Here is a 21,773-nt window from a genome sequence, read left to right on the forward strand (position 1 = left end):
GTAAAAAACAATAACCTAGCACCGGGCTTATCATTGGATTAGGGTAGTACCAAGCCTGTGGCCTTTAAAAAGGAACGATTATGAGTGTATTAGTTGTGTGTGCGTTGATCGCCTGTGTGTTACCTATACTTGCCAAAGCGCCGCTCGCTTGGGCGCAGAAACAGCAAGGGGGGTACGATAATCGCCATCCTAGGGCGCAACAACAAGCGCTTACTGGCTTTGGCGCAAGAGCGTTAGCAGCGCACCAAAATAGCTTCGAGTCCCTGATTATTTTTGCTGTGGCGTTAGCTGTGGTGATTGGCGCCAATAAACAAGCTGCGGTTATGGATACCTTGGCTATCAGCTATATTGTTGCGCGGGTGTTGTACTGTCTTTGCTATTGGTTTGATTTACATTTGCTGCGCTCATTAATTTGGGCGGTTTCCTATGCCTGCCCCATTGCTATGATCGCACTGAGTATTTAGCACTTTTCTGGTGTTAACGAAAAACACAAAGCAAGCACCTAATTTAAGGGTCTTGCTTTATATTTTTGTTAGTCGCGAATTAGTGCGAAGTGACGTTAATGCGCTCGGTTAAGTCAGGCAATTGCACGTCGTTGCTGAGTTTGAAATCAAGTTGCACTAGGTGCTCATGCTCAGGATCCGGATAAGGCTGGTACTGCCATTGTTCAAGCGCGCGCACCGCCTCTTTGTCAAACACTTGGGCTGGCTGTGATTTCACCACCGAGACATTGTTCACCGAACCATCTTCGCCAATTTGGAATCGCAAAACCACAGAACCGGAAATTTTTTGTTCCGCAGCCTCAATTGGGTACTTTGGTTCTATACGCATCACTGCTTGCGGTTGGTCGGCTTTGTCTTGATTGCGTCCTTCACCTGCTTGTGTTGTGGCAATCAGCGTGAGGCTCGCGAGTGCGAGTAAAATACTCAGCACTTTAGCGACGATATGACCCCGATTGGCCGATTGCATATTATGTAAGCGTTGTAACATCATGTTTTTATCTCCGTAGTATGAATAAGCCAAGCTGTGCAGTTGCGAACGACTCGCACATTCGACCATAGATTTGCCATACAGCAAGCGCTGTGTGGCCGATTTATTTGCCAATACCAGTTCATCGCAGGCCAGCTCTTGGGTGCGTCTTAAGCTGAAGTATCCTAGCCATGTCAGTGGGTTGAACCACATTAAAATCACACAACCTAAGGCAGCGGCATTAATGATGTTGTCATGGCGTCTTAGGTGCACAAGCTCATGTTCAATCATCAAAGCCAAGGTATCGGGGTTATGCTGTGTTACCAGGTAGCTGGGTAGCACAATACGTGGCCTTATAAAGCCGACAAGCATGGGGGAGTTTATTTTTGTGCTCTCGTAGATAGGCAGTGATGCATTGCTTACGTTAGCGGTGCTGGTCAGTTTAGCGCCTATGCGGCGTTGAAACTGTGCATGCTGCATGAGAACACCTAGCAATAACACCGTGACCACAAACCAATAAGTGATTTCCCAATTCATGCTAACGTGCGTACTCGCTTGCTGTAGAGGCGTCACGATGTAACTGTTTAGCACTGTGGCTGATGCCACCGATTGGGTGAGCTCAACATGTTGCGCGATGAGCGCTGCAGGAACCACAAGCCACAGGCCGTATATAAAACGGGCGGTCAATGATTTAAGGGCATAGCGCTCGACAATAATAAGTGTTATTAACAGCGCAGAGAGCCAAGCTTGTTGGGCGATGATCCAGGCAAACATATTACTTTCCTTGTTGGTCTTCCCACTCTTTTATAACGGCTTTGAGTTCGTTGATATCTTGCTGTGACAGTTGCTCTGTTTTCGCAAAACCACTGACTAATGGCGCAATACGGCCACTAAAAAATCGTTGTATTAGGCTTTTACTTTGCTTGAGGGTATATTCTTCGCGGCCAATTGTGGGTGTGTAACTGTATAAACGGCCCTGTTTTTCAAAGCTGACCGCCTGTTTTTTTACTAGTCGGCCTAGCAGCGTTTTTATGGTTTTTTCATGCCACTGGGTGTCGTCGCTCAGGCGTGCAACCACCTCACTGGCTTTCGCTGGATGGCCTTGCCAAAGGGCTTCCATAACGGCAAATTCGGCTTTCGACAACTCGATCATAGTATTGCTCACAAATGTAATTCTTAAACTAAAGATTACACTTGTAGTCAATGTCGTCAAGTTATTTTTGTAATCCGTACACCTGCTCCGCTGTCAGTGCTTGAAAATGGTGTTCGTTGATCAGCTCGGGTTGCAGTACATAGTCTCCTATACGCACACGCATAAGGTCGGTAACCCGGTAGCCGCAGTGTTTCGCCATTTTACGAATTTGCCGGTTAAGCCCTTGGGTCAGGATGATTTTAAAGCGAGTTGTTGAAAGAGGTTCGCAAACACAGGGACGCGTCGTGTGTTCGCCCAGAGTAATGCCACTGCGCATGTGCACAAAAAACTCGGGGTTTAATGGTTTATCAACTTCAACCCAATACTCTTTTTGATGTGCAAAGTCGGGGTGTGAGAGGCGTTGGCACAGCGCACCGTCATTGGTCAATATCAGTAATCCGCGTGAGTCTTTATCAAGGCGACCAACCGGGTAGACACGGGGTCCAGCTGGGAGGTGATGAATAAGACTATGAGGATTGTGTGGTTGCAGCTTGCAATCAATGCCCACTGGTTTGTGATAAGCAAAATAACGTTTCGGCGCCAGTCCCAGCACTTCCTCGCCATCCACGGTGATATGGTCATGGGAACTGACATGGGTAATGTGTTGCGCCAAGGCACCGTTGACCCTCACTCGCTCGGCGGTAATCAGTCTTGAGGCTTGGCGGCGTGAGCAAACCCCAGCATGAGATAAAAACTTAGCGACACGAATAGGCGGTGACATGATTATTACTATAACTAATGGGCAAGGCCATCATAGCATGCTTTAATCGCCATGGCCTTTGCTTACGTATAGCTTTAAACCTTAATGTTTGGAGCAAATCATGGGTATCGACTTTACTAACCTGCAGCATCATCAACCGATTCAAAAAGTAGTGATCCACTCATTGGATATGGCGTTGTATCAAGTGTCGGTAGTAATCAACAATATTGAATACTATGTCAAAGACCCTCGTGGCGAGATCCTCAAAGCCAATAGCCCATTGCATATTCAAAAGCTGTTCGATGATATTGCCTATCACGCCATGGTACTGCGCCATAGCAGTGCTTACGATGAAATGTGTGGTCAGCCGACCCGCCAACAAGATAACACTTTAGAAGTGCCCTACGGCAAAAACGGTTATTACTAATGGTGCTGCGTACTTCTGTTTCAATCGCTGTACTCTAGGTAGAAAGAAAATAACCCTATTAACAGTCTGGTCAATTGCCTCACTATATGTAAATCTGCATAGCATTAGGGACAACAAGGGGTTAGCTGATGAGCGACTTTTTCATTTACGCCATCGACTTTTTGACCAGTCTGTTTTTACTGGCGTTGGGCATCATCGTACTGGTGGTGATTTATTTTTATATTGTTGATGTTAATCAGAACAAGCATGCAATTCGTCGAAACTATCCAGTAATTGGTCGGTTTCGTTATTTTTTCGAGCGCCAAGGCGAGTTTTTTCGGCAATATTTCTTCGCCATGGACCGCGAGGAAATGCCGTTCAACCGTGCCGAGCGCAGCTGGGTATACAAAGCTGCGAAAAATGTTGATCGCACCTCCGCATTTGGCTCCACACAAAGCTTAGACCCAGCCGGCACTATTATGTTTATGAATTGTGCCTTTCCCACCTTAGAAGAAGACGCCATCGACCCTGAGCCGATTGTGCTCGGTGAGCAATCTCGCCACCCCTACACCGCGAAGGCGGTGTTTAATATCTCTGGCATGAGTTATGGCGCTTTATCTAAACGCGCCGTGTTGGCGCTATCGCGCGGAGCCCGCCAAGCGGGGTGCTGGATGAATACCGGTGAGGGGGGATTGAGCCCCTATCACCTTGAGGGGGGCGCCGATATTGTCTTTCAAATTGGCACCGCCAAATATGGGGTGCGTGATGAGCATGGCCAGCTCAGTGATCATAAACTCAAGGAAGTGGCGGCCCATGAGCAAGTGAAAATGTTCGAGATCAAAATGAGTCAAGGTGCAAAGCCCGGTAAAGGCGGGATGTTACCTGGGGTTAAGGTCAACGCTGAAATCGCCAAAATTCGTGGTATTCCTGAGGGCAAAGACTCCATAAGCCCGAATGGACATCCGGAAATTAAAAGCGTCAGTGATTTGCTGGATATGATAAACCACGTGCGTGAGGTGACGGGGAAACCTACGGGATTTAAGGCGGTATTAGGGGAAACCCAGTGGCTTGAGCAACTGGTGGCCCTGATTAAACAACGTGGCGAGCACAGTGCGCCAGATTTTATCACTATTGATAGCGCTGATGGCGGCACCGGTGCTGCCCCTCAACCGCTGCTGGACTCGGTTGGTTTGCCATTGAAAGAGAGCCTGCCTTGGGTGGTCGACTTGCTTGAGCGTAATGGATTACGTGGTCGTATTCGTGTCATTGTTTCTGGCAAGTTGATTGTGCCTTCCAAAGTGGCCTGGGCGATTGCCTTGGGCGCCGATTTTGTGGTCTCGGCTCGTGGCCACATGTTTTCCTTGGGGTGTATTCAGGCGCTGCAATGCAACAAAGACACTTGTCCAACAGGGATCACCACCCACAACCCGAAACTGATGAAAGGGCTTGATGTAGTTGATAAAACTCAGCGCGTTGCTAACTACAATAAATATATCCACTATGGCATCGGTCTGATTGCTCACTCATGTGGGGTGAATAACATACGTGGTCTGAATCGTCAGCATGTGCGCGTGGTGCAAGAAGATGGTTTGTCGCAAACCTTGGATGAGATGTACGCGCATTATAAATGACGCCGCTAAAGAGCTAGGAGTTGTTGTTACAATCAATGATTAGCAGTGCGCTAGACAATGCACAGCGGCAGTTTCCAGTCGCTGCGCATTGCATGGTATTCTTAGCGCTATGAGGCCAATCGCGCCCTGTTTAAAAGGCTAAGTACAATGGATAATCAACCCAATAACCCCCTGCATGGCGTTAAGCTGGAACAAATAGTGACTCGTCTAGTCGAGCATTATGGCTGGCAGGTGCTAGCGCAGCACATCAATATTAACAGCTTTAAGAATGATCCCTCGGTGAAGTCATCACTGAAGTTCTTACGTCGTACGCCTTGGGCGAGAGAGGAAGTAGAGCAGCTGTATATTAAAACCTTCCACACGTGGCCATACAACGCCCAACAATAATGTTGTTCGTGTCCCGATAAGGATTTTGCGCAAGGTGCTAAAAATAGCGTATGGTGAGTGTGAACGACTAAGGATAGGAACATACTCATGACCGAGAAACAGCACTTTATTTTACGGTGGTTAGTGCCTCAGGCTTTGCTGCAAAGTGCCTTGCTGGTGTGGCTGTACTTAGCCGTTGACAATGGCAACTGGCCAGCGCAATCGCCCACCTGGTTGGTGGGTTTAGTTACCCTGACTATCGTCTTTCCTGGATTATGTTACCTGCGATTAGAACGCGCAGGTTGGCGGCGCTTTTTAACTTTAGCCGCGCCCTACTCGCTGTTGTTGAGTGTGTTGGGGATGTATATCGGTGCGCAGCAGCCACAACAAGAGCTCTTTAATAACGACGCCTTGATTGTCACCTTTGTATTATGTGCCTTAATCACCACGTTAAAGCTACTTAATGTAGCTACTTTATATAGCCGGGGCGAGTCGATCACCTATCGGCAGTTGTACGAGCTATCTTGGCAGCACTTTATTCAGTTTAGTTTATGCTGCTTCTTTGCTTTAGCTTTATGGCTTATTTTGCTTCTTGGTGGCGAGCTATTCAGCACCATTGGCATTGAAGTTTTAGCTGATCTGCTCGATGAACCTTGGGTTAGTATTCCAGTGCTTACCTGTGCGTTTGCTGGGGCTGCTATTGCCCTTAGAAGCCTGCTTTCGGCTGTCGAAAATATTGAAAAGCTACTGAAAATTTTAGCAAAATTTTTACTGCCCGTGCTTGCTGTGCTGGCCATTACCTTTATCGCCAGTCTGCCATTTACCGGATTAGAGTCGCTCTGGCAGCTGGAGAACAGCACCTTAATGCTGCTGTGGATGCAAGCGAGTTTGTTGTTCTTCTTCAATACCGTGTACAGCCGAACCGATGCTCTGCCTTACTATCGCTGGTGGCGTGGGATGATGCTATTGGCGCTGCTGACTTTACCGCTATACGCAATGTTGGCACATTACGGCCTGTGGCTGCGTATTGAACAGTATGGCCTAACAGTGAGCCGGGGGTGGGGAGTGCTGATCAGCGCCACCTTGACGTACTTTGCCTTCAGTTACTGCGGAGCTATTATCATCAAGCGTCAGCAGTGGCTAATTTGGGTGCATAAAATCAACGTTATCGGCTGCGCCGCTTTATTCGCGGCGTTGTTGGCGGTTAATTCACCGCTTGCTAATTTGCAACAGCTCAGTGCGCAAAGCCAAGTGCAACGGTTGCAATCGGGGCAGGTCAGTGCCGATGAGTTTGATGTGTATTACTTTTACAGGGAACTTGGCAAGGCAGGCTTTGAGGCGCTGCAGCAAATACAACAGCATACTGACAATGACTCTCTCAAAGCGCGTATAGTTCGCTTATATGCTGATCGTGATGAGCCCAGCGACTTTGAAAAATGGCAGTCACAATGGCTGCAAGGGGTGCGCATTGCTGATGCAGCTAATCAACCTCCTTCCAGCTTGTTACAGTTTATCCATAGCAGTAACTTCTACAAATATTATGGCCAGGGAGCTTCTTTGTACCTCATCGCTGCCGATGTGAACCAAGATCAGCAGTTAGAATGGCTATTACTGCACCAGCAACACAATTATCTGCAAGGGGTGATGTTCACCGAAAACCAGCAACAGCAGTGGCAGAGTTATCACTTGCAGGTAGCCAACGCCACTGACGATGAAGAGCAAATTAAGCAGGCTTTGGCAGCAGGGGAGTTTACTTTAACAACGCCGCAATGGCAGCATATCAATATAGGTGGGGCGCGTTTATCGGTGCCAGTAAATATCTATGAGCAACAGGAGTAACGATGTCGAAACTAACCGTGGCTTTGCTACAGCATGACATTTACTGGTTGGACGTAGAGGCAAACCTCGCACACTTAGCGACGCAGCTGCAATCGCTACCAGAGGTTGATTTAATCTTGCTGAGCGAGACCTTCGCCACTGGGTTCGCTGTCGCCGAACCAAATGTGGAGCGTTACAGTGAGCGCATTATTGCTTGGCTTAAAGACCAGGCCCAGCGCCGCCAAGCGGTTTTGTGCGCCAGTGTTATTAGTGCCGACGAGACAGGCAAGTTTAACCGCCTATATTGGGTGCAGCCCAATGGCGAGCTGGATTATTACGACAAACGCCATCTATTTTGCTTAGGCAAAGAGGGTGAGCACATGGACGCCGGCACAGCGCGCAAGGTGTTCACCGTAAAAGGGGTCAGAGTCCTTCCTCAAGTATGTTATGACCTGCGTTTTGGCGTATTCCAACGTAACCGTAATGATTATGATGTGATGGTTAATATTGCCAATTGGCCAGCTGCTCGGCGCGATGCCTGGGATACGTTATTAAAAGCCCGGGCCATAGAAAACCAGTGTTACGTGTTAGCGGTCAACCGGGTTGGTGAAGATGGTCAAGGTGTTGAGCACAATGGCGGCACCGCAGCTTATCGCTTCGATGGCAAGCAGCTCGCTTATGGCGAGGATAATAAGGCCCAGACGATTACGGTTACCTTGGATTTAGCGCAGTTAGAGGACTATAAGGAGTCTTTTCCCGCATGGCAGGATGCGGATGACTTTGAGCTCAATTTGTAAACCCCTGGCCACGGCATAATCACTTTTAAGCTGCTAGGCTAAGAGGATTAGCAATAACAAGGAGGTGTGCGGTGACTCAGATGACTCTTTTCACCTACGACTGGGTGCCAGAACTACCGCGCGGCTATGTGCGTGATTTGCGCGTACGTTGGGCATTAAAAGAAGCCGGTCTCGATTACCGCGTTGCCACTGTGGCATTTAAAAATAGAAGCGCTGAGCATTTTGCCCGGCAACCGTTTGGGCAAATTCCCTGGCTCGAAGATGGTGAGCTGTCGGTGTTTGAAAGCGGCGCTATCTTGTTACATCTCGGCGAGAAAAGCACGGTACTGATGCCCAGTGTTGCCAGCGAGCGGAGTAAGGTGATTGAATGGGTTTTTGCAGCGTTAAACTCGGTTGAAGCCGCTAGTTTACCCTGGTCTATTTACCAGTTCTTTGGTGATAGCAATGACACCCCAGCCCGAAAGCAGTTAGATGCCTTTTTACGCGCTCGACTGACGCACATGGAGCAAGTGTTGACGCAGCGGCAGTGGTTGGCCGCCGACTTTTCTATCGCCGATATTTTAATGGCCGATGTACTGCGGTTAGTGGCGCGCTTTGACGCCTTGGCCGAATTTAAAGCCTGTAATGCGTACCTTCAGCGGGCCTGTGCTCGGCCCGCATTTCAGGCGGCACTGCAAGAGCAACTAGCTCAGTATGGAGATCCAGGTCCAGATCGACCCAAGGCTTAATCAACGCCATGAAGAACTGGTATAATCGTTATTCGATTATTAGTTCTGAGCTGGTATGTTGATTTTACCTGTGCTTTTAGCGGGCGGCAGCGGTACGCGTTTATGGCCGTTATCGCGCCAAGACCGTCCAAAACAATTCTTATGCCTCGATGGTGAGCAGTCACTGTTACAGCAAGCAGCACTGCGAGTACAGCATCACTGCTTACTGCCACCGCTGGTGGTGTGTAACGCCGAACATCGATTTATGGTCGCGCAGCAACTACTGGAGGTAGGCATTGAACCCTGCGCCATTATTCTCGAGCCACAGAGCAAAAATACTGCCGCAGCGGTGGCTATTGCCGCGCTGTGGGCACAGCAATATTATCCCAGTGCCAGCTTATTTGTGACCCCGGCGGATCATGCGATTGCCAATCCCGCGTGTTTAATTGAGCGTTTACCGGCGTTAGCGCAGCACAGTGATCAGGCGCTACTTACGTTCGCCATTGAACCCACGCGCGCCGCCACAGAATATGGCTACATTTTAAAAGGTAAAGCCGCAGAACAGGCGACCAATCTATTTCATGTACAGCACTTTAAGGAAAAGCCCTCATACGCGCTAGCGCAGCAGTATATCGAACACGGGAATTACTACTGGAATTCCGGTATGTTTTTGTTTACCAGTGGCTGTTTTGTGCGAGAGCTAGAGCAACACCAACCACAGATGATGGCTGCGCTGCGCAAAGCGGCGCACTTTCACCGCGATCTTGATTTTGTTCGTGTCGATGCCGATGCCTGGCAACACGTGCCCAGTGACTCTATTGATTATACTCTGCTGGAGCATAGCGAACAGGTGCTTACTTGCCCGTTGCCACTGCAATGGGCCGACCTAGGCAGCTTTGCGCAAGTATGGCAACACACAGAGCAAGATCATCATGGCAATGCGGTGATTGGCGAAGCGGTGCTGCAAGATAGTCATAACAACTTAGTGGTAACTGACGAGCATCAGGTAGTGGCGACCTTAGGAGTGCATGATTTGGCCGTGGTGCAAAGCGGTGATACCACCTTGGTGGCAGCCAAATCGCAGCTGCACACTATGCCAGCTCTGCTTAGCCAAGTCAGTGAGCAATACCCACAGCGGCGTTTGCGTCACCGCCAAGTATTTCGACCTTGGGGCAGCTACGAGGTGCTTAATGAGGGGGCAGGTTTTAAAGTAAAGCACATTATGCTTCATGCCAAGACGCGACTGTCTTTGCAGCTACATCAACATCGCGCTGAGCATTGGGTGGTTGTTAGCGGCACTGTGCTGGTGGAGATTGATGGCCAGCAAAGCCAGCTTAGCGCCGGACAATCAACTTTTATCGCTGCGGGACAAAAACACCGCCTGAGCAACGCCTCAAACACTGTCGCGCGGGTGATTGAGGTGCAAAGCGGTGCGTACCTTGAAGAAGATGATATCGTCCGCTTTGATGATGATTATGGCCGTTAGACTTGGGCGCGCATTGATTTAAGGTACAGCTCTAAGCTTTGTTGCCATAACTCAAGGCAATCGCTTAGGTGAGTATCTAGCGGCTTATCCTCAAGCAATCGCCGTTCAATTTTCTTTAACGCCATGCCGTAGCGATTAAACCCGAGTTGCAAAGCTGTACTGGCTTGGCGGTGTAACACTTTGATGCACTGCTCTTTATCACTGGCCATAAGTTGCTGGCAACGCAGCAGTTTGTTACGGGCTGAAAGCACGAACTCATTATAAATAGAGGTCAGCTCTTGCTCTTCAAAGGTATTGGCCATTTGCTCTGCGGCGGTTTCATCGTAGAGCACATCTTTAAGCTCAACGCTCAAATTAGGTGCTTGACTGGACTGCGAGTCACTTAATGCTTGGCGCAGCTTTTCTTGTTTTATAGGTTTGCCGACAATGTCTTTGATCCCCAAAGCCAAGTATTCTTTCACTTCATCGGGGCTGAGGCTGGCAGTAAAGGCTAAAAACGGCGTGCGATGATTGCGATGGTCGATATTTTTCAAGCGTCGGATCACCTCTTGGCCGCTTAAGTCGGGTAAATTCATGTCCAATAACACCACATCAAAATGATACTGCTGCATCAGTTCAATGGCGCTATGGCCATCGGTAGCGAGCTTCACTCGATGCTCGTCCTCGGCCATAAACTCTATGGCAATCTTTTGGTTAAGGTCGAGATCTTCTACTAACAACACATCAAGGCCGGTGAGGTAATGGGTCGTTTGCGGACGTTTCTCAACGAGGCTAAGCTCGCCCACAGTTAAGCGCATATCAAAGCTAAAGGTACTGCCTTTGCCAACTTCACTATCAATAATAAGCTGGCTGCCTAAGTGTTCTAGCAGCCGGCTGGTGATTGCTAAGCCCAGGCCAGAGCCGCCCTTGAGTTTACCGGCGCTACTTTGCACATAAGGTTCGGTTAGATACTGAATTTCTTCTTGCTCTATGCCAGGGCCTGAATCAATAACACTAAAGCGTAGGGTGTGCTCTTCTTGGCCTTCACGCAATAAGTCTACTTGTAGAATCACTTCACCTCGGTCGGTAAATTTGATGGCATTACCTACTAGGTTAATCAGTACCTGCCGTATTTTTTGGTGGTCGCAGTAATAACAGGCTTGTCGCGGCAAGTTAAAGTTCAACTCAAACTTGACCCCTTTTTGCTCTGCCAGCGGGCTTAGCAACAAACACAGGTTATTAATCCAAGTGCGTAACTCTACGTCTTCTTCAAAGAGGGCTTCATCACTTTGGTCCAAGCTCGCATACTCAAGGACTTTATCAATGAGCAAGTTAAGCGACTCGGCTGAGTTGATAATGGCTTCACAATAGGGTTTGTTTTTGGGGTTATTGGATTGGTTCATGATCAATTGCGCACTACCTAATATGCCATTGAGTGGGGTGCGAATCTCATGACTGACGGTAGATAAAAACAGGCCGCGAATTTCTAAATCTTTCTGCGCCTTGGCTGTGAGTTGATTAAGGTTAAGCTCGCGACGCTCGTTACAGAATAACGCCAAACCAGCAGCGTAGAGCATCGGCGCTAGCACGCCATTAATTAGCAGCGTCATACTAAACCAATCATTACGGATCAGGCTGAAACGGTCGATATCGCCAATCCAAATTGTGCGGGCGCTGAATATGCCTAAACACATCACTAAGGCAATTAAATACACCAAACTGGCGCTGGGGTATTTATGTCGTCCGTAGCGAATAACAATGTAGGTTAGACACAGTGCTTCAGCAATATGTTGTAAATCTGACAGCAGCACCCTAGTACGTAAGTTACTGTCGAAGAACATAAAGTAGGTAAAGCCAAGGAGTAAAAAAGCGCTAACGAAAATAAATAAGGTGGTAACAAAACCTTTGTAATCTAAAAAACGGCTGATGGCTAACACATGAATAATGGAGCCGAGCATAAAGCTAATGTTAGCCAGTACCACTAACGCCTGTGAGCCCACATCAACGGTGCTCTTCAACGCGAACAGTAAAATCGCCAATAACAAGCACACGGGATAAAACACGTACAAGCCAATACCGACAAAATTACGGTTGGCCCGCCAAGTAATAAAGTTCAGTAGCGCCATAACAAATACGGCTGCGGCACTGGTGTAAAAAAGGGCTTTTGCGTCGAGCATCAACAAGTTAAAAGTTTACGTTAGATAGCCACTACTATACGCAAAATTCACTCGATGACCATGCGAAAAGTCATAACTCATCCGTGGTTATGGTGCTAGTCGTACTGCTTTTGTAGATAGCCCATGGTTTTAAGTTTGTGCCCGACCTTCACGATTTCGTCTAATGCTGGAATAAGTTCGTGGCCAAGCTCGGTCAGCTCATACTCCACCGAGGGTGGAGAGGTATCACGTACATGGCGGACAATAACGCCGCGCTCTAATAGCTCCGTTAGGCGAGTTGAAAGTACCTTTGCCGAAATCGGTGGGATATCAATTCGCAACTCATTAAAGCGGCGCGGTCCAGCGCGTAAACACCAAATCACATTGGGCGCCCAGGCACCGGAAATGACCGCCATACATTCTGTAAGCATACAGGGTTGGGGTGGTTTAGGACTTTTATTCAGCCTAACTTTCAATGACATAAGAGTGACTAAGTTTCTGTGCGGTAACCCAATTCTAGCACCAAATTCATGGTTACTTCTAGTAATCTAATTTCCATTAGATATTATCTAAAGCTCCACAAGGACAACAACAGGAATACCGTGAAATGAAGCTTTATTACAAACCTGGCGCCTGCTCTATGGCCTCGCATATTATCCTCAATGAGCTCGAGGTCGACTTTAAACTTGAGCGTGTTGATACCGATAAAGGTCAAACCGAGATAGGGGGTAACTACAGCGAAATTAATAGCAAGGGCTATGTGCCTGCGCTGGCCGTTGATAACCAAAGAATACTGACCGAGAATCCTGCCATTCTTGAGTATTTAGCCGATCTAAAACCACAGCTAGCGCTTGCTCCCAGCATTGGCACATGGCAGCGCTATCAGCTTCGTGAGCAGCTTGCTTACCTAAGCTCTGAGCTGCATAAGAGCTTTAGCCCCTTTTTCTCAGGAGCTGAATTGACAGCCACACAGCGCCAGGCGGCACAGGCGAAAATTGGCAAACGTCTCGCACCGATTGAAGCTCAGTTAAGTACTGGCAGCTTATATTTGCAAGGCGATACCTTTACCGTGGCTGATGCCTATGCCTTTGTCATTATTAACTGGTCACAGTTTATTGGCTTTTCACTGACGCCATGGCCTGCCATTAATGTCTTCTGGCAGCGAGTTAATGCTCGTGCAAGTGTGCGCAAAGCGATGCACACCGAAGGGCTGGTGTCTGAGCAGGTCACCTCATGAAGCCGTTGCCAGAAATTACTGCGTTGTTGCAACGCTACTTCGATACCTTGTACCACTGCGACTTGCAGAAGTTCGATAGCGTTTTTCATCCCCAAGCTATTTATGTGAGCGCAGATAAGCAACCTTTGCTGTATCGCGATATGCCCACCTATCGTGAGGTGATCGCTCAGCGTACATCGCCCGCTTCTTGCGGTGAGCAGCGTCAAGACAGCATAGATGCAATAGAGCTGCTTGGCGACAACACCGCACAGGCTAGGGTGCGTTGCTCTATCGGTGCTCAGGACTATGTTGATTTATTGTCACTGGTACGCAGTGCTGGGCAGTGGCGCATTATTGCAAAAGTATTTCATATTATTGATAAGTAAGGAGAAGGATATGCCCTATGTGAATATTAAAGTAACGCAAGAGGGAGTCACCCAAGCGCAAAAATCAGCCTTAATAAAAGGGGTTACCGAGTTACTGGTTGAGGTATTAAATAAGTCCCCAGCGACCACTATGGTGGTGATTGATGAAGTCGAACTCGACAGCTGGGGTATTGGTGGCCTGCCGGTCGATCAATACCGACGAGCAGCGCTTGAATAGCCCCGCCCGGCACACTAATACAGAGTCTTCGCGCTAGTAATGGTGCATCTTACCCTTACAAGGTATGCTACCTTGTAAGGTCTTACTGGTATGTTGACGTGCGTGTTGGCTGTGGTCCTGAATATTGAGATGCTAACTTTATCTGTTTATTGGTTATCTGTAGTTGCTTACTACGCATAATAACGCTATGCAATCTATGTCAGGCACCTGTTATCTTTTATTCCTTCGCAACAAAACTCAGCGTTTATCTCAGCTTATAGCGCATGCGTTATATTTAGCCGCAGATACAATTTACCGACAAAAAAGCCGGCAATAGCCGGCTTTTTTGATATTAGCGATTAGCGTAATTCATTGGGCATGTTAGTTTGAGCCCAAGATAATAGCTCCACACGGTTACGACACTTGGTCTTACGAAATGCACTGTATAAGTGAGTTTTTACCGTATGCGGGCTGATATTTAAGTCTTCGGCAATTTCTTTGTTCTTAGCGCCTTTACTCATTAACGCGACGATGGCTTTCTCGCGCTTGGTCAGCTTCACCGGCTCAATATCACCTTCGGTGAGTTTGTGCAGCGAATCTTTATTAAATTGCAGCATGCGGTTCAGCACGTTACACATAACATCACGGCGATACCACAACTGGTTTTCTTGAAGTAAGCGAATGCCTTTCATCATCACATCGGCATTATCTGTGGTGTAAAATACGCCACGAATACCACTTAGTAGCGCCCGATTAGCGAGCTCTGGATTCTCATCTAGATTGAACAGCACAATGTCACATTCCACTTTTAAATTGACTAAGTGCTCTTTTAAGCGACTCCACGCATCGTCTGATGATGTTTCGATAAATAAGTAAGTGGTGCCAGGCTTAACCTGAGCAACGTCGGTGCCTTTATGGACTTCGAGTCCCTGTGTACGCAGAAGTGGCTCAAGGACATTGACGCCTATTTGGTTGATGGGGTCTTGTTCAAGTAATAGAAAGACAGTCTTACTCATTGTGGTTAGCGGCTCTTTTACATTATTGCCACTATCGTATCATGGAGCTCACTTCTTTTGTATTAGGTGGCTCAGAATTATTAGTGAAAAAAGATTAATAATCTTCAACTTCTGGGTATATACAGGCAGAATGCAAGGTACAGGGCAGTGGAGCCAATGATAACACCTTCTTTACCTCTGCCCATATTTGTTAACCTTATAAAAGATAAGCGAAAGTTATACTTTTTTCTTATCCTGATAAGGAGGCCAACCCATTTCTTTGCCGGCCAGCATGTGCAAATGAATGTGGTAAACAGTTTGTCCGCCATGATCATTGCAATTCATTACTACGCGATAACCTTCATCTGCAAAGCCTTGTTCTTTAGCTAGTTTTGCAGCAACAACATACAAATGCCCGACTGTGGCGGCATGTTCGTCGGTAATATCGTTAATGGTGGCTATCGGGGTTTTTGGGATAATAAGCACATGGAACGGCGCTTGGGGATTAATATCTTTAAATGCTAAAGCATGTTCGTCTTCATACACGATATCTGCTGGAATTTCGCGGTTAATAATCTTACTGAAAATGGTTTCTTCACTCACGGTGTGGTCCTTATCTTTTCATGGATGAGCCAGTAATGACAAAGAAAAGCAGAAGTGTCAAACTGAAGCTTAATCCATTTGCTAACAAGGAAATGACTATGTGGAAGAAAACGATAATGACCAGCCTAATAACACTGGCTTTGGCCCCTCAGGTGCAGGCCGAGATGGTGTACTTCCCTGAGGAAATTATTCCGTTACAGGTGGATGATAAAGAGATAGAGCAGTCATTTTTCTCAACGGTCGATGAATTGGAGTTAGCCCCAGGGCAATACCGCTTGAAGCTGCAATACAGCGATTTGTATGAAAGTGGGTTTGATGATCATCAAGTGGTGGAGTCAGAACCATTTTGGGTAAATTTAGAGGTAAAAGCGGGCGAGGATTACGATGTGATCTTTGAGCGTGCCAGTAATGCCGCAGCGGCCGAGCTTTATGCCGAAGCACCGACAGTGCGTTTACAGGCGCGGGGGCAAAAATTAGCGGCGCCGATGGCTTCTGTTGCGCCAGCTGAGGCACCACAGGTGAAGACGGTAGTCAGCGCCAATAACCCTGATAAAGAGAGCCTTGAAGCGGCCCAAGTTGTGGTTAATAACAACGTCAGTGCTGCGGCTATGCTGGACTTTTGGTGGCAGCAAGCCAGTGCGCAAGAGCGCCAAGCTTTCTTGGAGAAAGTAAAAGCAAAGCAACAATAGTAAAACTAGCACTGTTGTCACAAGGTCAAAAAGGGCGAGATTTCTCGCCCTTTTTGCAACGTTTAAACTGGCAAAGCCCAGTTACTTGAATAAGGCGTCGATCGTACCTTGTGCTAAGGGGTGGTAGCCTGGGCGTGCACCCTGATAAACGTCATACGCCCAATCGCGCTTGCCGTTAGCGATAAGTGCTTTGTATAAGGGCACAATGAGTTTACGGCGGCCAATGCTGCTCAAGTGCTGGTCTAACGCGGGGTAAATCGCTTCATAGCCATTACCTACCGCTAACATAAACCATGCAAATGCCACTTCTTTATTTGTCGATGCCGTGAGGTTGAACTGTGCGTCTAGCTCTGCCATTTTATCATTGTTTAAATCACGCGGCAGATTGTTCAAAAAGTGCAACCACTCGTGCACAGTCCAGTCAGCCGTTGGCAAGTCGCTGAGCTGCTTATCGCCTGCTAGCCAAGCTTGAGTGTGTGCATCTACTTTATCAAACACATCAGAGGTGGGGTTAGGCGCATCGGCGGGTAACCCTGGCTGGTAAATCCACTCTTTTGCTTTTTCTAAGCTGACCACTCCAGGGTGGGCTTTTAATAAATGCTTGTCTAAGTAGGCCACAAACTCGTCGGTAGTCACAGATTGGAAAGCGTGATCGCTAAAGTATTGCTTCACAAAGGTATCGAAGGTGTCACGACCAAATTGCTGCTCCAAGTAGATAAGGAACAATTGACCTTTGGTGTATGGCACTGAGCTAAAGGCATCGTCTGGGTCACGGCCGTTTAGCTTTAAGTTTAGGCGCGTATCGGGAGCGTCAATGGTTTTTAGTTGAGCGCGTAACCCGGCGCTATCCAGAGCTTGCTCCATCACTGCGCGCTCGCGGCCAAATACCTCTTCCATGATGCGGTTTTCCACATATGAGGTAAAACCTTCGTTAAGCCATAAATCTTCCCAAGTCGCGTTCGTTACCAGGTTACCAGACCAAGAGTGGGCCAGCTCATGAGCGATAAGGTTCACTAAACTCTTATCACCGGCGACAACGGTGGGGGTGATAAAGGATAGGCGCGGGTTTTCCATACCGCCAAACGGAAAGCTTGGCGGCAGCATGAGTAAGTCGTAGCGGCCCCATGCGTATTCGCCATACATACCTTCGGTCTTATCAATCATCGCCTGAGTGTCATTAAACTCGGCGACTGACGCATCAAGAATTTGAGGCTCAGCAAAAATAGCGGTTTGATGCGACATTTCCTTGTATTCCAGATTACCGGCACCGATAGCGATCAGATAAGGAGGAATAGCCTGCGGCATATCGAAGAAATAATCGCCGTCTTTAATGAAAGCCCCGGTGTTGTCGGCACTCATTACTGCACGCACGTTTTCTGGTGTTTCAATGCGGGCGCTGTAGGTTACGCGCATCGCTGGCGTGTCTTGAACTGGGATCCAGCTACGGGCATGGATAGCTTGCGATTGGCTATACATGAACGGCTGGGTTTTGCTGGCAGTTTGCTCTGGCGTAAGCCACTGCAAGCCAGAAGCTTGTGGCAAGCTGTTGTAGTAAATTCGTACTTTAGGAGCCTGCTTTGCGAAGCGAATAGTCAGCTTGGCGCCTTTAACATCGTTGCGCGGGGCTAAGGTAAAGTCTGCTTTATGCCATTTGCCTTGATTGTCTTCGTAAATAACGCGATCAATTTCCAAATCGCGAGTATCAAGCACCAAGGTGCGCGCACTTTTATCTTTCCACTCTAGGCTATGTTCCACAAAGCCTTCAAGTTGTTTGTCGGCGAAATCAACATCTAAGTCTAAAAAAAGGTGAGTTGAGACAACTTCATCTAAGTTGGCATAGGTGTGTTCATCTTGGGCTGCTAACGCATGCTGGCTTAAGCCTGCCATGGCCAATGCCAAAGCGAGTGGTTTTAATTTCATAGTATCCTCAGAACGAGCGAAATAAGAAGAACTCGTTATACCAGATCTCAACCAGCACTGACAGCTATGTCAGACGAGCTCCTTGGGTTACACTAGTTTTGCCTTAAGTAATAAATTAATGACAAGAGAGTGCCTTTTGCCTGCATTACAAAGCCTTCATACTTTTGCCCTTGCGGCCCAGTGCCAACAACTGTTGATCGTCGAAGAACCTGAGCAGCTGCATGATATTGATTTTAAGCAGCCGTTTTGCGTGCTGGGTGAGGGCAGCAATACTATTTTTACAGCCCCGTATCAGGGGAGCGTGGTGTTAATTGCCAACAAAGGCTTGGTAATAGAAGAGCATAACGATGCGTGGCTACTGCATTGTGAAGCAGGTGAAAACTGGCATCAGCTGGTGCAGCAAAGCCTAGCCTTGGCAATGCCAGGGTTAGAAAACTTAGCACTGATCCCCGGGACCGTGGGCGCAGCACCTGTGCAGAATATTGGGGCCTATGGTGTTGAATTGGCACAATTTGTAGATTACGTTCAAGGTTACGATATTACTGAGGGTTGCTTTCACACTTTGCGTGCTGAGGGGTGTGAGTTTGGCTATCGCGACTCGATATTTAAACATGCCTTAAAAGAGCGTTTTATTATTACTCGGGTGGGTTTGCGGTTACCGAAAGCTTGGCAGGCAAATACCAGTTATGGGCCATTGCAAGAGCTGTATCAACCCACAGCACAACAAATTTTTGAGCAAGTGGTCGCTGTGCGCCAAAGTAAACTCCCTGACCCCTATCAACTAGCTAATTCAGGCAGCTTTTTTAAAAACCCAATTTTGCCGCGCCAACAAGTGGCTAGTCTTCGACAACGCTACCCCCATATGCCCTGTTACGATGTGGACAACGAGTACCAAAAAGTTGCGGCGGGTTGGCTAATTGAACAAGCAGGGTTAAAAGGTTATTGCATTGGTGATATTGCTGTACACGATAAGCAAGCTTTAGTTTTGGTGAATCGTGGCACGGGCACCGCAGAGCAACTTATGGCAATGATTCAACATATTCAGCGCACTATCTTGGCGCACTTTGGCATTGCTTTGGAGCATGAAGTGCGATTGCTGGGCGCACAAGGTGAAATCCATGTGGAGGCTGACAATGAAAGCGCCTGATGGCAATAAGCTGGCTATATTAGAGCGTCTCAATCAAGGACGCTTTTTGTCTGGTCAAGTGCTGGGGGACGAACTGGGCATAAGCCGCGCTGCAGTTGCCAAACATATCCACTCGCTGCAAGAAATGGGCATCGACATTTATAAGGTCAATGGTAAGGGTTACCGTATTAGCCGACCATTAAGCTTATTATCTCAACCAGCAATTACCGAGGTGTATGAGCAATTACAAGGGCAGGCGGGGCGCTTCGAAGTACAACCGATTATCGATTCTACCAACAGTGAGCTTATGCGCCGTATCCAGGCGAATAGCCTTGAGCCTGATACGGTATTAGTGGCGGAAATGCAGCGCCAAGGCAAAGGGCGTCGCGGTAGAGTGTGGCAATCGCCCTTTGCGGCGAATTTATATTACAGTTACTACTGGCGCTTAGACGATGGCATGCATGCTGCAATGGGGCTGTCTATTGCCGTCGGCTTGGCCATTTATGACTGCTTAAAAGCGCTTTATGGCTTAGAAGTACAGTTAAAGTGGCCGAATGATGTGTTGGTCGCTGGGCGAAAATTAGCCGGAGTATTGGTTGAGCTTGACGGCACCGCCGAGGGGCCCTGTCACTTGGTGATTGGTATCGGCTTGAATGTCAGTATGCCCGACAACGCGGCTCAGCATATCGACCAACCTTGGTGTGACCTTAACGAATTTACGACCGAATTAGACAAAAACCAACTAGTGGCGGCGTTGACTTGCTTCTTACAAAAACGCTTATATCAGTATCAGCGTCAGGGGTTAACGCATATGCATCAGCAATGGAATGATGTGCATGCGTTTGCCGGTCAATGTGTGGAGTTGAGCTCTGGCAACAACCATTGGCGCGGAATTTGTGAGGGTATTGATGAACAGGGCGCGGTGGTGATCCGTGTTGATGGCCAGAGTAAGCGCTATTTTGGTGGCGAAATCAGTTTGCGAGCGACGACATGAAACTACTAGTAGATGCTGGTAATTCGGCAGTAAAACTAATGTTGGCCACAGAGCAAAGTGAGCTCAGTGCTGTGGGGCTGCAAGAAGTGCCTTGGTCACATGTGGAGGAGGTGCTGGTATCGGCTGTTGCTGAATCCAGTGCGCTCACTCAGGTGCTGGCATTGGCGGCAGCGCAAGGTAAGCAAGTGCACTATGCTCGCGTGAGTGGCCATTGGCAGCAGCTGCAGTGCGCTTATGAAAACCCCAATACCTTGGGGGTTGACCGCTGGTTGGCGGTGATCGCCGGTTACAGTGAAAACCCGCAAGGCGAGACTGTGATTGTGGATGCGGGCACAGCGCTGACGATTGATGTGGTAAACAGTGAACACCAACATTTAGGTGGCTATATCTTGCCTGGTCTCGATCTTACCGAGCACAGTATTGTTAGTCGCGCACAGAAGGTGTTCAGTGTTGATGGCTTGCGTCGCCATATCAGTCCTGGGCGCTCGACACCCAGTGCAGTAAAAAATGGTGCCTTGCTCAGTGCTTTGGGAGCCGTGGAGTATGTTCTTTCACATTATTGTCATGGCGATCAGGCGCAGTTATATATAACTGGCGGTGATGGTTTAGCGTTACATAACCACCTGAGGGCAAGTGTGTATCGGCCGCATTTTGTTTTTGAAGGCTTACTTAAGTGGCGAATTGGTGCGCAAACTGTTTAAAAACCCGCAGTTCTGCGCGAATATTGAACGTTTAAGCACGAAACCGTAACTTTTTTTGATTTTATAGTTGCATCACTCAAAACCATGCCTTAGAATCTCGCCCCGTACTAAAGCAGTGCCGACTTAGCTCAGTTGGTAGAGCAACTGACTTGTAATCAGTAGGTCATCCGTTCGACTCGGATAGTCGGCACCATTTTCCTCAACTTGGAAAGGCTTTAGAAAGAATTTTAGCGTGGAGGGGTTCCCGAGCGGCCAAAGGGATCAGACTGTAAATCTGACGGCATTGCCTTCGCTGGTTCGAATCCAGCTCCCTCCACCACTTTTATTCTTGACGGTTAGAGGTAGTTAAGAACAGGTTCCTAAAAGCGGGCATCGTATAATGGCTATTACCTCAGCCTTCCAAGCTGATGATGCGGGTTCGATTCCCGCTGCCCGCTCCAGTTTTTCTGGTGTGCTGATATAGCTCAGTTGGTAGAGCGCACCCTTGGTAAGGGTGAGGTCGGCAGTTCAAATCTGCCTATCAGCACCAGTCCCTGACTTTTCCTGAATTACTCCCTTTGATTTGTCTAAAAAATATTCAATAATTGAAGAATTGAATTGACCGGCGCTTGCGTCGATCGTTTGATATGTAATCTAGATACACAAAAACTTATAGGTTCCGTCATGGCAAAAGAAAAGTTTGAACGTTCGAAACCGCACGTAAACGTAGGTACAATCGGCCACGTTGACCACGGTAAAAC

General features: G+C 47.9%; 23 protein-coding genes, 4 tRNA genes and 1 pseudogene. 20 read left to right on the plus strand and 8 right to left on the minus strand.

The features are described from left to right. The first annotated feature begins 80 nt into the window (after positions 1-80). Positions 81-464 (plus strand): MAPEG family protein, encoded by a 384-nt coding sequence (locus tag EXT46_RS09140; protein ID WP_130146806.1) that lies wholly within the window; start codon positions 81-83, stop codon positions 462-464. Positions 465-543: 79 nt separating this feature from the next. Here EXT46_RS09140 and EXT46_RS09145 read toward each other — a convergent pair whose 3' ends face one another. The 3 genes from EXT46_RS09145 to EXT46_RS09155 all read right to left on the minus strand — a co-directional run bounded on the left by EXT46_RS09145 (position 544) and on the right by EXT46_RS09155 (position 2,882). Further along, positions 544-1,743: a M56 family metallopeptidase gene (locus EXT46_RS09145; protein WP_130146808.1), complete on the minus strand. Its 1,200-nt coding sequence runs from the start codon at positions 1,741-1,743 to the stop codon at positions 544-546. Position 1,744: 1 nt separating this feature from the next. Further along, positions 1,745-2,122 (minus strand): BlaI/MecI/CopY family transcriptional regulator, encoded by a 378-nt coding sequence (locus EXT46_RS09150; protein WP_022945014.1) that lies wholly within the window; start codon positions 2,120-2,122, stop codon positions 1,745-1,747. Between the two features lie 61 nt (positions 2,123-2,183). Further along, a complete protein-coding gene (locus EXT46_RS09155) occupies positions 2,184-2,882 on the minus strand; it encodes an RNA pseudouridine synthase (RefSeq protein WP_130146809.1) in 699 nt (232 codons plus the stop codon). 100 nt (positions 2,883-2,982) lie between these two features. On the opposite strand from EXT46_RS09155, the gene EXT46_RS09160 reads away from it, so the two are divergent. The 7 genes from EXT46_RS09160 (at position 2,983) to EXT46_RS09190 (ending at position 10,072) form a co-directional block, all read left to right on the plus strand. Continuing rightward, positions 2,983-3,288 (plus strand): DUF6482 family protein, encoded by a 306-nt coding sequence (locus EXT46_RS09160; protein ID WP_022945016.1) that lies wholly within the window; start codon positions 2,983-2,985, stop codon positions 3,286-3,288. A 128-nt stretch (positions 3,289-3,416) separates the two neighbouring features. Then, entirely contained in the window at positions 3,417-4,898 is a 1,482-nt protein-coding gene (locus tag EXT46_RS09165) for an FMN-binding glutamate synthase family protein (RefSeq protein ID WP_045979377.1), read from the plus strand. Positions 4,899-5,045: 147 nt separating this feature from the next. Further along, the gene (locus EXT46_RS09170; RefSeq protein WP_053911091.1) at positions 5,046-5,285 is read left to right on the plus strand and encodes a VF530 family protein; all 240 of its coding nucleotides are present in this window, start codon (positions 5,046-5,048) and stop codon (positions 5,283-5,285) included. An 87-nt stretch (positions 5,286-5,372) separates the two neighbouring features. After that, positions 5,373-7,103, plus strand: coding sequence for a DUF4153 domain-containing protein (locus tag EXT46_RS09175; protein WP_130146811.1), 1,731 nt, complete (start codon positions 5,373-5,375; stop codon positions 7,101-7,103). Between the two features lie 2 nt (positions 7,104-7,105). Then, a complete protein-coding gene (locus EXT46_RS09180; protein WP_130146813.1) occupies positions 7,106-7,879 on the plus strand; it encodes an amidohydrolase in 774 nt (257 codons plus the stop codon). 80 nt (positions 7,880-7,959) lie between these two features. Further along, the gene (locus EXT46_RS09185; RefSeq protein WP_240701117.1) at positions 7,960-8,607 is read left to right on the plus strand and encodes a glutathione S-transferase family protein; all 648 of its coding nucleotides are present in this window, start codon (positions 7,960-7,962) and stop codon (positions 8,605-8,607) included. Between the two features lie 55 nt (positions 8,608-8,662). Further along, positions 8,663-10,072 (plus strand): mannose-1-phosphate guanylyltransferase/mannose-6-phosphate isomerase, encoded by a 1,410-nt coding sequence (locus EXT46_RS09190; RefSeq protein WP_130146817.1) that lies wholly within the window; start codon positions 8,663-8,665, stop codon positions 10,070-10,072. Here EXT46_RS09190 and EXT46_RS09195 read toward each other — a convergent pair. Next, positions 10,069-12,228 (minus strand): ATP-binding protein, encoded by a 2,160-nt coding sequence (locus EXT46_RS09195; protein WP_022943681.1) that lies wholly within the window; start codon positions 12,226-12,228, stop codon positions 10,069-10,071. The two genes, EXT46_RS09190 and EXT46_RS09195, sit on opposite strands and share 4 nt — an antisense overlap. 95 nt (positions 12,229-12,323) lie before the next feature. After that, complete coding sequence (locus tag EXT46_RS09200; RefSeq protein WP_205988235.1) at positions 12,324-12,623, minus strand: helix-turn-helix domain-containing protein; 300 nt, start codon at positions 12,621-12,623, stop codon at positions 12,324-12,326. A gap of 191 nt (positions 12,624-12,814) precedes the next feature. On the opposite strand from EXT46_RS09200, the gene EXT46_RS09205 reads away from it, so the two are divergent. Genes EXT46_RS09205 through EXT46_RS09215 form a run of 3 tightly spaced genes read left to right on the plus strand, consistent with a single transcriptional unit; the run spans position 12,815 to position 14,026 of the window. Further along, complete coding sequence (locus EXT46_RS09205; protein ID WP_130146821.1) at positions 12,815-13,444, plus strand: glutathione binding-like protein; 630 nt, start codon at positions 12,815-12,817, stop codon at positions 13,442-13,444. After that, positions 13,441-13,809 carry a nuclear transport factor 2 family protein gene (locus tag EXT46_RS09210; RefSeq protein ID WP_022943678.1) on the plus strand — a complete coding sequence of 123 codons (369 nt, stop codon included), beginning with the start codon at positions 13,441-13,443 and terminating at the stop codon, positions 13,807-13,809. The genes EXT46_RS09205 and EXT46_RS09210 overlap by 4 nt, the downstream gene beginning before the upstream one ends. 10 nt (positions 13,810-13,819) lie before the next feature. Next, positions 13,820-14,026 carry a 4-oxalocrotonate tautomerase family protein gene (locus tag EXT46_RS09215; RefSeq protein ID WP_240701113.1) on the plus strand — a complete coding sequence of 69 codons (207 nt, stop codon included), beginning with the start codon at positions 13,820-13,822 and terminating at the stop codon, positions 14,024-14,026. 338 nt (positions 14,027-14,364) lie between these two features. Here the strand turns inward: EXT46_RS09215 and EXT46_RS09220 are convergent, their stop codons facing one another. Together EXT46_RS09220 and EXT46_RS09225 are read right to left on the minus strand one after the other, a co-directional pair. Continuing rightward, complete coding sequence (locus EXT46_RS09220) at positions 14,365-15,021, minus strand: response regulator transcription factor (RefSeq protein ID WP_022946419.1); 657 nt, start codon at positions 15,019-15,021, stop codon at positions 14,365-14,367. A 216-nt stretch (positions 15,022-15,237) separates the two neighbouring features. Next, positions 15,238-15,603 carry a histidine triad nucleotide-binding protein gene (locus tag EXT46_RS09225; RefSeq protein WP_045979365.1) on the minus strand — a complete coding sequence of 122 codons (366 nt, stop codon included), beginning with the start codon at positions 15,601-15,603 and terminating at the stop codon, positions 15,238-15,240. A gap of 98 nt (positions 15,604-15,701) precedes the next feature. Here EXT46_RS09225 and EXT46_RS09230 point away from each other — a divergent pair, with 98 nt between their 5' ends. Next, positions 15,702-16,292, plus strand: a complete 591-nt coding sequence (locus tag EXT46_RS09230) for a DUF2057 family protein (protein WP_130146825.1) — start codon at positions 15,702-15,704, stop codon at positions 16,290-16,292. A gap of 81 nt (positions 16,293-16,373) precedes the next feature. On the opposite strand, the gene EXT46_RS09235 is transcribed toward EXT46_RS09230, so the two are convergent. Continuing rightward, positions 16,374-18,212: a M1 family metallopeptidase gene (locus EXT46_RS09235; protein WP_130146827.1), complete on the minus strand. Its 1,839-nt coding sequence runs from the start codon at positions 18,210-18,212 to the stop codon at positions 16,374-16,376. A gap of 136 nt (positions 18,213-18,348) precedes the next feature. Between EXT46_RS09235 and murB the strand changes: the two genes are divergently transcribed. The 8 genes and pseudogenes from murB to EXT46_RS09275 form a co-directional block, all read left to right on the plus strand. Further along, entirely contained in the window at positions 18,349-19,359 is a 1,011-nt protein-coding gene (murB, locus tag EXT46_RS09240) for a UDP-N-acetylmuramate dehydrogenase (protein ID WP_240701114.1), read from the plus strand. Then, positions 19,346-20,332 carry a bifunctional biotin--[acetyl-CoA-carboxylase] ligase/biotin operon repressor BirA gene (birA, locus tag EXT46_RS09245; RefSeq protein ID WP_130146831.1) on the plus strand — a complete coding sequence of 329 codons (987 nt, stop codon included), beginning with the start codon at positions 19,346-19,348 and terminating at the stop codon, positions 20,330-20,332. Before murB ends, birA begins: the two co-directional genes overlap by 14 nt. After that, on the plus strand, positions 20,329-21,033 hold the full coding sequence (locus EXT46_RS09250; RefSeq protein WP_130146833.1) for a type III pantothenate kinase: 705 nt from the start codon (positions 20,329-20,331) through the stop codon (positions 21,031-21,033). The genes birA and EXT46_RS09250 overlap by 4 nt, the downstream gene beginning before the upstream one ends. A 117-nt stretch (positions 21,034-21,150) precedes the next feature. After that, positions 21,151-21,226 (plus strand) — tRNA-Thr (locus EXT46_RS09255). Between the two features lie 41 nt (positions 21,227-21,267). Beyond that, positions 21,268-21,352, plus strand: a tRNA-Tyr gene (locus tag EXT46_RS09260). Positions 21,353-21,398: 46 nt separating this feature from the next. Continuing rightward, a tRNA-Gly gene (locus tag EXT46_RS09265) sits at positions 21,399-21,473 on the plus strand. 13 nt (positions 21,474-21,486) lie between these two features. Then, a tRNA-Thr gene (locus tag EXT46_RS09270) sits at positions 21,487-21,562 on the plus strand. A gap of 134 nt (positions 21,563-21,696) precedes the next feature. Beyond that, positions 21,697-21,773: pseudogene (locus EXT46_RS09275) on the plus strand (elongation factor Tu); the annotation flags it as partial.

Origin of the sequence: Pseudoalteromonas sp. CO325X (assembly GCF_004208955.1) — a bacterium.
GTDB lineage: Bacteria > Pseudomonadota > Gammaproteobacteria > Enterobacterales > Alteromonadaceae > Pseudoalteromonas > Pseudoalteromonas ruthenica.

Bases quoted from the DNA above. Each gene is read 5' to 3' on its own strand.
- EXT46_RS09155 (WP_130146809.1), bottom strand. From the start codon at position 2,882: ATGTCACCGCCTATTCGTGTCGCTAAGTTTTTATCTCATGCTGGGGTT.
- EXT46_RS09200 (WP_205988235.1), bottom strand. From the start codon at position 12,623: ATGGCGGTCATTTCCGGTGCCTGGGCGCCCAATGTGATTTGGTGTTTA.
- EXT46_RS09235 (WP_130146827.1), bottom strand. From the start codon at position 18,212: ATGAAATTAAAACCACTCGCTTTGGCATTGGCCATGGCAGGCTTAAGC.
- EXT46_RS09195 (WP_022943681.1), bottom strand. From the start codon at position 12,228: ATGCTCGACGCAAAAGCCCTTTTTTACACCAGTGCCGCAGCCGTATTT.
- EXT46_RS09190 (WP_130146817.1), top strand. From the start codon at position 8,663: ATGTTGATTTTACCTGTGCTTTTAGCGGGCGGCAGCGGTACGCGTTTA.
- EXT46_RS09140 (WP_130146806.1), top strand. From the start codon at position 81: ATGAGTGTATTAGTTGTGTGTGCGTTGATCGCCTGTGTGTTACCTATA.
- EXT46_RS09220 (WP_022946419.1), bottom strand. From the start codon at position 15,021: ATGAGTAAGACTGTCTTTCTATTACTTGAACAAGACCCCATCAACCAA.
- EXT46_RS09185 (WP_240701117.1), top strand. From the start codon at position 7,960: ATGACTCTTTTCACCTACGACTGGGTGCCAGAACTACCGCGCGGCTAT.
- EXT46_RS09150 (WP_022945014.1), bottom strand. From the start codon at position 2,122: ATGATCGAGTTGTCGAAAGCCGAATTTGCCGTTATGGAAGCCCTTTGG.
- EXT46_RS09180 (WP_130146813.1), top strand. From the start codon at position 7,106: ATGTCGAAACTAACCGTGGCTTTGCTACAGCATGACATTTACTGGTTG.
- EXT46_RS09165 (WP_045979377.1), top strand. From the start codon at position 3,417: ATGAGCGACTTTTTCATTTACGCCATCGACTTTTTGACCAGTCTGTTT.
- EXT46_RS09210 (WP_022943678.1), top strand. From the start codon at position 13,441: ATGAAGCCGTTGCCAGAAATTACTGCGTTGTTGCAACGCTACTTCGAT.
- EXT46_RS09250 (WP_130146833.1), top strand. From the start codon at position 20,329: ATGAAACTACTAGTAGATGCTGGTAATTCGGCAGTAAAACTAATGTTG.
- EXT46_RS09205 (WP_130146821.1), top strand. From the start codon at position 12,815: ATGAAGCTTTATTACAAACCTGGCGCCTGCTCTATGGCCTCGCATATT.
- EXT46_RS09215 (WP_240701113.1), top strand. From the start codon at position 13,820: ATGCCCTATGTGAATATTAAAGTAACGCAAGAGGGAGTCACCCAAGCG.
- EXT46_RS09175 (WP_130146811.1), top strand. From the start codon at position 5,373: ATGACCGAGAAACAGCACTTTATTTTACGGTGGTTAGTGCCTCAGGCT.
- EXT46_RS09145 (WP_130146808.1), bottom strand. From the start codon at position 1,743: ATGTTTGCCTGGATCATCGCCCAACAAGCTTGGCTCTCTGCGCTGTTA.
- EXT46_RS09160 (WP_022945016.1), top strand. From the start codon at position 2,983: ATGGGTATCGACTTTACTAACCTGCAGCATCATCAACCGATTCAAAAA.
- EXT46_RS09170 (WP_053911091.1), top strand. From the start codon at position 5,046: ATGGATAATCAACCCAATAACCCCCTGCATGGCGTTAAGCTGGAACAA.
- birA (WP_130146831.1), top strand. From the start codon at position 19,346: ATGAAAGCGCCTGATGGCAATAAGCTGGCTATATTAGAGCGTCTCAAT.
- EXT46_RS09230 (WP_130146825.1), top strand. From the start codon at position 15,702: ATGTGGAAGAAAACGATAATGACCAGCCTAATAACACTGGCTTTGGCC.